Source organism: Brevibacillus jepli (assembly GCF_047229145.1).
Lineage (GTDB): Bacteria > Bacillota > Bacilli > Brevibacillales > Brevibacillaceae > Brevibacillus.
This window is the reverse complement of record NZ_JBFEFW010000018.1, coordinates 121,313-129,732: the sequence shown is the minus strand read 5'-3', so window position 1 is coordinate 129,732 and position 8,420 is coordinate 121,313. Positions and strand designations below refer to the sequence as shown.

At 50.1% G+C, this 8,420-nt stretch carries 8 protein-coding genes; 7 read left to right on the top strand and 1 reads right to left on the bottom strand.

The window, feature by feature from the left end; genetic code table 11:
• Positions 1–196 precede the first annotated feature (196 nt).
• A complete protein-coding gene (locus AB1L17_RS19850; RefSeq protein ID WP_412846709.1) occupies positions 197–655 on the top strand; it encodes a TspO/MBR family protein in 459 nt (152 codons plus the stop codon).
• A 13-nt stretch (positions 656–668) separates the two neighbouring features.
• Here AB1L17_RS19850 and AB1L17_RS19845 read toward each other — a convergent pair whose 3' ends face one another.
• Entirely contained in the window at positions 669–1,961 is a 1,293-nt protein-coding gene (locus AB1L17_RS19845; RefSeq protein ID WP_412846711.1) for an amidohydrolase, read from the bottom strand.
• Between the two features lie 280 nt (positions 1,962–2,241).
• Here AB1L17_RS19845 and AB1L17_RS19840 point away from each other — a divergent pair, with 280 nt between their 5' ends.
• From AB1L17_RS19840 to AB1L17_RS19815, 6 genes are all read left to right on the top strand, one after another.
• Entirely contained in the window at positions 2,242–3,099 is an 858-nt protein-coding gene (locus AB1L17_RS19840; RefSeq protein ID WP_486599183.1) for a MurR/RpiR family transcriptional regulator, read from the top strand.
• Positions 3,100–3,116: 17 nt separating this feature from the next.
• Positions 3,117–4,154 carry a serine hydrolase domain-containing protein gene (locus AB1L17_RS19835; RefSeq protein WP_412846713.1) on the top strand — a complete coding sequence of 346 codons (1,038 nt, stop codon included), beginning with the start codon at positions 3,117–3,119 and terminating at the stop codon, positions 4,152–4,154.
• A gap of 26 nt (positions 4,155–4,180) precedes the next feature.
• Positions 4,181–5,464, top strand: coding sequence for an ABC transporter substrate-binding protein (locus AB1L17_RS19830; RefSeq protein ID WP_412846714.1), 1,284 nt, complete (start codon positions 4,181–4,183; stop codon positions 5,462–5,464).
• Between the two features lie 63 nt (positions 5,465–5,527).
• Entirely contained in the window at positions 5,528–6,493 is a 966-nt protein-coding gene (locus AB1L17_RS19825; protein WP_412846715.1) for a carbohydrate ABC transporter permease, read from the top strand.
• 33 nt (positions 6,494–6,526) lie between these two features.
• Positions 6,527–7,351, top strand: a complete 825-nt coding sequence (locus AB1L17_RS19820) for a carbohydrate ABC transporter permease (protein ID WP_412846716.1) — start codon at positions 6,527–6,529, stop codon at positions 7,349–7,351.
• On the top strand, positions 7,338–8,318 hold the full coding sequence (locus AB1L17_RS19815; RefSeq protein WP_412846718.1) for an N-acetylglucosamine kinase: 981 nt from the start codon (positions 7,338–7,340) through the stop codon (positions 8,316–8,318). Before AB1L17_RS19820 ends, AB1L17_RS19815 begins: the two co-directional genes overlap by 14 nt.
• The last annotated feature ends 102 nt before the right edge of the window (positions 8,319–8,420 follow it).

Sequence of the window (8,420 nt, the reverse complement as noted above, 5' to 3'; positions counted from 1 at the left end):
TTTTCATGGAGTCGGGCAGTCAATCCTCCAGCGGGTGGGACAAGAAGCTGAGCGTTTTCTCCTGTTTCCTCCCCACCCCTACAGCATCGCACCAAGAATTTTTTAAGAAATCTCTGAAACTAGCATGAAAAGGGTACGACCACTCATAGATATAGAAGAGAAAGTAGCGAAAGAAGCGGAAAGGGTGACTGCCTGGATGAGATTGGTGCACAATATTCTTCTATTTCTTGCGGGAGTGGTCCTCTATTCACTGGGTGGTATCGCTTTTCCAGACGGTGGTGCCTGGTATGATTCTCTTGCCAAGCCCGATGGAACACCGCCAATCTACTTGTTTCGTATCATCTGGCTCATTTTGTACGTACTCATAGCGTGGTCGGTACTGATCCTGATACGCACGAAACAGATAAACAGGGAGCTTTTGCTTCTATATGGAATCAATTGGTTTTTTCATCAACTTTTTTTCGTGTTGTTTATCGGGTACCATCTGATAGTGTTGGCAGCGCTTGATTCGATCCTGGTGATGTATTCGACCTGGGTGCTGATTCGCGCCATCCGTCCACACCACAAAATAGCATCTTCCCTACTCATTCCTTTTTTGATGTGGAGCGTATTTGCCATGTGTCTCGCCGTCGCATTCTGCGTGCTCAATCTATGATCCTGAAAAGAGACTACAGGCCCTCGACCAGTCGGCTCGCTCGCTGTGATGATTCTCGCTTAACTTCCGCCCAGTTGAGGGTTTGGAATTGGCGATGATGCATCAAAATTTCACCGTTAACGATGGTAGTATCTACATCGGCTCCTGTCACGCTGTAAGCGAGCAGGGCTGGTATGTCATGAACAGGCTGAAGGTGTGGTTTGTCCAGATCGATGAGGATGAGATCAGCTCTCTTCCCTGCTTCCAAGGTTCCAACCTCGTGATCGATCCCGAGCAGCTTCGCACTTTCGATCGTCGCCATGCGCAAGGCGGCTTCGGCTGGCAGTACCGTCGGATCACCATGCTTTAGCTTTTGCATCCAGGTCGCTGCTTTGATCTCGGCAAACATATCCAGAGTCGTAGCACTACCGGCGCCATCCGTTCCCATCCCAACGGTGACTCCACCAGCGATCAGCTCGATGACAGGGGCGATGCCGCAGCCGAGCTTCAGGTTGCTGACAGGATTATGGGCGACGCCGCCTCTCATCCCGCCAAGTAGCGCAACATCAGACTCATTCAAATGAACGGCGTGGGCGAGCAAAACATGCGTGTCCTGGAACATCCCCAGCTCGTGCAAGTACTCAGTGGGGGTTTGGTTGTACTTGGTTCGGATTTTCTCCACTTCCTCAATGGTTTCAGCCAGATGGATGTGAAGCGGGATATGACGCTGGCGTGCGAGCTCGACGACACCTTGCAAAGGCTGTGGTGGACACGTATAAGGAGCGTGTGGACCGAGCATCGTCGTGATTCTGCCATCGCCAGCCCCCGTCCAGTTGTCGATGAGGTCCAAGGCTTCTGCCATTCGGCGTCCTCCATCATCCTCGAGGAAGAGCATGCCACGGGTCAAGGAAGCGCGTATCCCAGAATCCAGTACCGCTTGGGCGACGGCATCCATGTGCACATACATATCGGCAAACGCGGTCGTGCCAGAAGCAATCATTTCCGCGATCCCGAGCGTCGTCCCCCAGTAAACATCTTCTTTTGTCATTCGCGCTTCAGCGGGCAGCATCTTTTTGTCCAACCAATCCATCAGCTTGAGGTCATCGGAAAAAGCACGGAGCAACGACATGCTGGCATGATTGTGAGCGTTGATGAGGCCGGGCATTGCTACCATGTCTTTGGCGTGTATGACACGGTCTGCTTCTTCTGTGAGGGAAGGTCCGATTTTGGAGATTCGACCATCCACGATCAAAATGTCCCCGACAAATGCCTTGTCTCCCTCGATCATCGTCAAAATCGTGCAGTCTTTAATCAATAGCGTTTTCATGGAAAAATCCTCCTTTTACCCTCGTTCGGTTCTCGCCATCTCCTCGGTGCTGAAAAGCCAACTTTTTGAACACGCATTTTTAGATTCGTAGCGCTGCAAGCGTAAAGCTTGACGTCGCGGCAAAGTCAAGGGGGAAATTACTAGAAAAATATAGAAGAAATCATGCGAGTAGTGATTATCTTCAAACTCTTGAAATATTGTTTATTAGATAACAATTGACGAGGGAAATAATGCTACATAAAATGTAGATAAGATTTGGGGGAAGAAAGCGGTGTCACATATGTTAAATGGAGGGCTAGTCAGCCTGCAAGCGATATTGGATCAATTAAAGCCTTCGGAGCGAAAAGTCGCTGATTTTATCTTGGCTCACCCTGAAGATGTAGTGAAGCTGTCTGTACAAAAATTGGCGGAATTAAGTGGAGTTTCCGAGGCGACGATTATCCGTTTGGCCCGCTCTCTTAATATGAAGGGATATCAGGAGCTAAAGCTGCGCATCGCGGGAGATTTGACGAAACAGACAGCGATGGGCAGCTATCAGGAAATTATGATGGAGGGCTCTGTCGAGTCGATCATGCAAGCGGTTAGCTGGAACAATATTCAATCTATCCAGGATACACTCTCCGTCTTGTCCAATGAAGAAGTGAAGAAAGCGGTCGACGTGTTGTCGGTGGCGAGAAAGATTGATGTCTACGGCGTGGGTGCATCTGCAGTCATTGCTGACGATATCCGGCAAAAATTCTCGCGGATTAACCTCTGGTGCGAGGCGTACTCGGATTTTCACGCCCAATTGACGTCTGCCGTCACGTTGACGGAAAAAGATGTGGTCATCGGCATATCCTATTCAGGACAGACCGAGGACATTATTCAATCGTTGACGGAGGCCAAGCAGCAGGGGGCGACCATCATTACACTGACCAAATTCGGACCCTCGCCAGTAGCAGAACTAGCGAATATTCGCTTATTCACCAGCTCTGTAGAAAAAAGCATTCGAAGCGGAGCGATGGCCTCGCGTATTGCCCAATTAAATGTCATCGATATTTTGTTTATTACCATGATCAGCAGGATGCAAGAACAAGTCATTCCTTTGTTGGAAAAATCAAGGCTTGCCGTCAGTCGGACGAAACGCTCATCGACGTAGGAGAAGGGAGGGAAGACATGGACGATCTGGAGCTGCTTTTGCAAGGGTGGGTGGACAACGGCTTGATACCGGGAGCTGCTTTGCGAATCGTGCGTGATCGTCGTATCTGGTATGCATGTGATGTCGGAACGACGAGTATCGCCAAAGACCAGCCGGTGACGCCAGATACCATGTTTGACCTGGCGTCGCTCACCAAAGTGACGGCGACGCTGCCTGCTGTTCTCTTGCTCGTACAGGAGGGGGTGGTAGCGCTAGATGATCAGATTGGCCGATTTTTTCCTGATTGTCCAGCAGATAAAAAGAGGATCACGCTAGCGCAGCTGCTTGCGCATACCTCAGGAATGCCAGCAGATTTGGCAGAAAGAAGTCGCGACAGCGAGATCGATTTGCCAGAGCTGTTGTACGCGCAGGAATTGACCCACGAACCAGGAACTCAGGTGGTTTACAGTGATTTGGGGATGATCTGGCTGGGACTCCTCATCGAGCGAATGACGGGAGAGCGCTTGGATCAATTTGTTGACCGGCGCATTTTCACCCCATTGGGAATGAAGAAGACGGTTTACCGTCCTAATCGACAAATTTATCGGAATATTGCGTCTACTGAATTTTGTACCCTCACGAACACGTACATGACAGGCGAGGTTCATGATGAAAAAGCATTTGCGATGGGAGGGGTCGCTGGACATGCCGGACTATTTTCCACTGCTGACGACCTGTGCCGATACGCAAAGAGCTGGTTGTACCAAGAGCCCCGAATCCTTGCGAGCGAATGGTACGAACAGGCGATTCGCAACCAGACAAAGCAGGCTGGCGGGAGTAGAGGGTACGGCTGGGAGCTCAATCAAGCATCAACCACACTAAGCTGTGGAAGTGGGTTCCACCCTCATAGCTTCGGACATACGGGCTTTACTGGAACGAGTATGTGGATAGACCCGGAGCAAGAGTTTGCTGTCATTTTTCTCACCAATGTCGTTCATCTAGGCCGCCATCATCAGCTTCGGCAATTGCGCCCGATTTTGCATGATGCTGTCACGGCCCAGCTTTTGCAGACCTGATAGAAGAAAAAGGGGGAGGGTTTCGCATGAAGCAATTTCGTTTTCGCAATGTAGCTTCGATCGTATTGGCGGCAGTTATGGTCATGGCTGGCTGTAGCGGAGGTGGGACTAGCACAGAGTCTGGTAATGGCCAAGGAGGAGGGCAGCAGGTTACACTCTCCATGCACAGCTGGCGTGTAGAAGACACGGAGGGCTACAAGGCGATCATCAAGGCTTTTGAAGCAGAAAATCCGACTATCAAAATCGACTTCAAACCGTTCAAAGCTACGGAGTACAATACGATCCTCAACACAGCGCTCCAAAGTGACAGCGGTCCAGATATTTTGCAGCTGCGGCCTTATGCGCCGGGTATTAGCCTGGCAGAAGCGGGACATCTGGAGCCCCTCGACAATGTGCCAGGTATTTCTACCATCCCCAAAGACGTCCTTGCAGCCGCCACAGGCAAAGATGGCAAAGTCTATGGTGTCCCACTCTCTCTTAACTCCACGCAATTTTACTACAACAAGAAAATCTTCGAGCAACATGGCCTAAAGGAACCGAAAAACTGGAATGACTTGATCACCACTGCCAAAGCATTGAAAGAAAAAGGAGTCGTCCCGATCTCGTTCGGTGCAAAAGAAGGCTGGCTCCTCTCGCTCAGTCACGGTGTGGTTGCCCCAGCTAGCTACAGTGGAACTGACTATCTCGCCAAGCTATTGAAAGGGGAGAGTGACCTAAAAAGCGCTGAGTTCCTCCAATCGGTGCAGCGCATGCAAGAGCTCATCCCTTATTTCCCGGAAAATTATGTGGGTCTCGAATTGAATGATATGCGGACGCTGTTCGCCACGGAAAAAGCCGCGATGTTCATCAATGGCAGCTTTGAGCTGGAAGGTATTAAAAAGCTCAATCCTGATTTGCAGCTCGATTTCTTCCCGATGCCAACGGATGACGGCAAACAAGTGATTACCACATGGGTCGATGGTTCCTATGCAGTCAATGCCAAGTCCAAGCATAAAGCAGAAGCACTGAAATTCATGGAGTTCATGGCGACGAAAAAGTTTGGGGAGCTGTTCGCAAATCAGTTCAAACGAATCAGTGCGGTCCCAGGAGTAACCACTGATGATCCGTTGGTAAACAAGATGGCAGAGCTGTCACAATCAAGCGCCACACCGTATTTGATGGTCGTCAATTTCGCGGAAGGAAAGCCTACTACGAAGCAGACATTGGAAAACGCACTCCAAGGTATGTACTTAGGTAAGCTCACCCCAGAGCAGGTAGTAGAAGAGGTACAAAAGTCGGCGGCTACCTGGTTTCCCCCCTTTAAAAAGTAGAAAATAGCTGACGGATTCGGGGGTGGATGGAAGGATTCACCCCCGAATTCCAAACTGGCCGCGATGATTTTTACGAATAAAGGGGTGGGTATCATCGAGACGGTAAACAGGAAAAACATCCGAACAAAGGGGCAAGTGCGCTGGCTGATTCATCTGTTTCCTCTGCCAGCGCTTGTTATTTACGCGCTGTTTGTCGTGTACCCGATCTTTTCGGCATTTCTATACAGCTTGTACGATTGGAATGGCATCAAGCGCGGGGTTTTTGTCGGGCTGCAAAATTTCATTACGCTGTTTACGATAGAGCCCTTCAACGAAATGTTCTGGAATGCTTTTCGTCATAATGTCCTTTACTTTGTGGTGGAAATGATTGTGCAAAATGGGATTGCTTTTGGACTGGCTTTTCTCATCTATCGCAAAATACGTGGTTCCGGTTTTCTCAAAATCGCCTATTTCATGCCAAGGCTTCTGTCTGTTATTGTGATTGGGTTTTTGTGGAAGTTAATTTTGAACCCGAATTATGGTGCGCTCAATACGCTGCTGGCAAAAATTGGGCTTGAGGAGTGGGCCAGGCCGTGGCTCGGAGACCCGGATACAGCGCTTCTTGCGATTATTTTGATTAACTGCTGGTTTGGTATTGGATTCGCCATGCTGATTTTTCTCGCGGGGCTTCAGTCGATTCCGGAGGATTTGATCGAGGCGGGGAGATTGGATGGGGCGACGGGCTTGCGCTTGCTGTGGAAAATTATTTTGCCGCTGTGTATGCCAGCGATCACGATCATGACGATCTTTACCTTTATTCAATCGTTCGAAGCATTCGAGCTCGTCTATGCGATGCAAGGCTCCATGGGTGAGCCATTTTATTCGACGGATACGCTGGCTGTTTATTTTTATCGCATGGCGTTTAGCAGTGGCGGTGGGGATGTCACACTTGGGCTTGGCTCAGCTTTGGCTGTCGTGCTGTTTTTCATCGTCGGCTCTGTATCGGCGCTATCACTCTATTTGATGCGTAAGCGAGAAGTCCAGCACTAATCGCCTGGCCGCGAGTGGGAAGGAGGATGCGATGTGAGAATGAGTGTGGGTGGAAGAGCTGTTTCTTATGTGCTGGCGTATTTATTCGCGTTAATCGCGCTATATCCGATCGTACTGATGATCGCTTCTTCGTTGAAAACGAACATGGAGATTTTTGCAAGTCCGCTCTCCCTTCCGAGGGCATTTAGCCTGGATACGTATAAAAAGCTGTGGGAAGTCGTGCCTTTTGCTGACTTTTTGTGGAACAGTGTATTCGTCAGTGCCATGTCTGTGTTGTTGATTACGGTCTTTTCATCCATGGCGGCGTTTTACTTGTCTCGCTTTTCCTTTAAGTGGACAGGGGCACTTTATTTCTTTTTCATTATTGGCTTGATGATTCCGATCAAGCTGGGGATCGTGCCTTTGTTTTTGCTGATGAAGAATCTCGGCCTCTTGAATTCTCTTTGGTCGCTGATCTTGATTTATACGGCGAGTGGCATTCCGATTTCGGTTTTTATTTTGACGGGTTTCTTCCGGACGCTGCCGATTGAGCTGGAGGAAGCGGCGCGAATCGATGGGTGCAGCCATTTTCAAGTGTTTTGGCGCGTACTCTTGCCTTTGATTCGCCCGGCATTGGCTACGGTGGTCATTATTAATTTCATCCATGCCTGGAACGACTTTTTCTTCCCGCTCATTTTCATTCAGGAGGAAGCGCTTAAGACGATTCCGATAGGTATGATGGTGTTGTTTGGCGAGTATGAGACAGATTGGAGCCTGCTGTTTGCTGGGCTCACGTTGTCTGCTTTACCGATGATCGTCGTGTTTTTGATGGCATCGAAGCAGTTTATGGAGGGGTTGACGGCAGGTGCAGTCAAGTAATGGGGGTAAGTGGTTTATCGGGATCGATGGCGGGGGCACGAAAACCAAGGCAGCGATCTGCAACGAGGCGGGACAGGTACAGGCGATTGTGGTCGGGGAGTCATCCAACCCGCTTTCCAGACGCTGGGAGGATGTAGAAGAGACCCTTCGCCAGCTTATTTCTGCGGTGAGAGTAAAGGCAGGAGCGACAGAAGAGGAAGTAGCCGGGCTGTTTATCGGTCTTGGCGGTGCAGACCGTCCGCAGATCAAGGATAGGATTCAGCATGCCTTTGCCGATCCGTGGGGAGAGCGGCTGTTCATTGATAATGATGTAGTCGCTGCCCTGTACGCTGGGACTTGGGGACAACCGGGAGTTGTTCTCTTAGCTGGTACAGGCTCGATTGCATGTGCTTTTTCAAAAGAGGGAGCGCGGCACCGCGTAGGCGGATGGGGGTACCTGGTAGGAGATGAGGGCAGCGGGTTTGATTTGGGCAAAAAGGCAGCGATCGCCGTATTGCGCGAGTATGATGGGCGCGGTGAACCGACAGTACTGACGCGACTGTTTTTGGAGCATTATGGTGTAGGGCGGCCAGATGAGCTGATCAGCCTGATCTACGGGGGGAGCAACCCGCGAATGGAGCTGGCGAAAACAAGCCAGCTCGTGGAACAAGCAGCGACACTAGGGGATCAGGTGGCGAATGGATTAATCGCGCAGGCTGTGGAAGATCTGCTGGAATTGGCGGATGCTTGCTTGAAAAAGATCCAGGAACCACTACCTGTCGTTCTGGCGGGAGGATTGCTTACTGCCAGTACAAGGCTTCGGGAACAGCTGGTTGCAAGAGCTTCGTTTGCAACGGTCATCCCCAGCGTTTCGCCAGTCATTGGAGCGCTGGTAGTGGCAATTACACAGCTAGGCTTATCCGTAGACGAAAAAATGGCAGAGCAATTCCGTGTCAGCGCAGCGTTACTGGAGAAATCGAACATTTAAATTTTCCGGGGGATGGAAACAACAGAACGAATAGGGTAAAATTGGATGAGAATAGGATTTGAGAACGTTGCAGGCTATTTCCGTAATTTGGAGTAGCCGTTT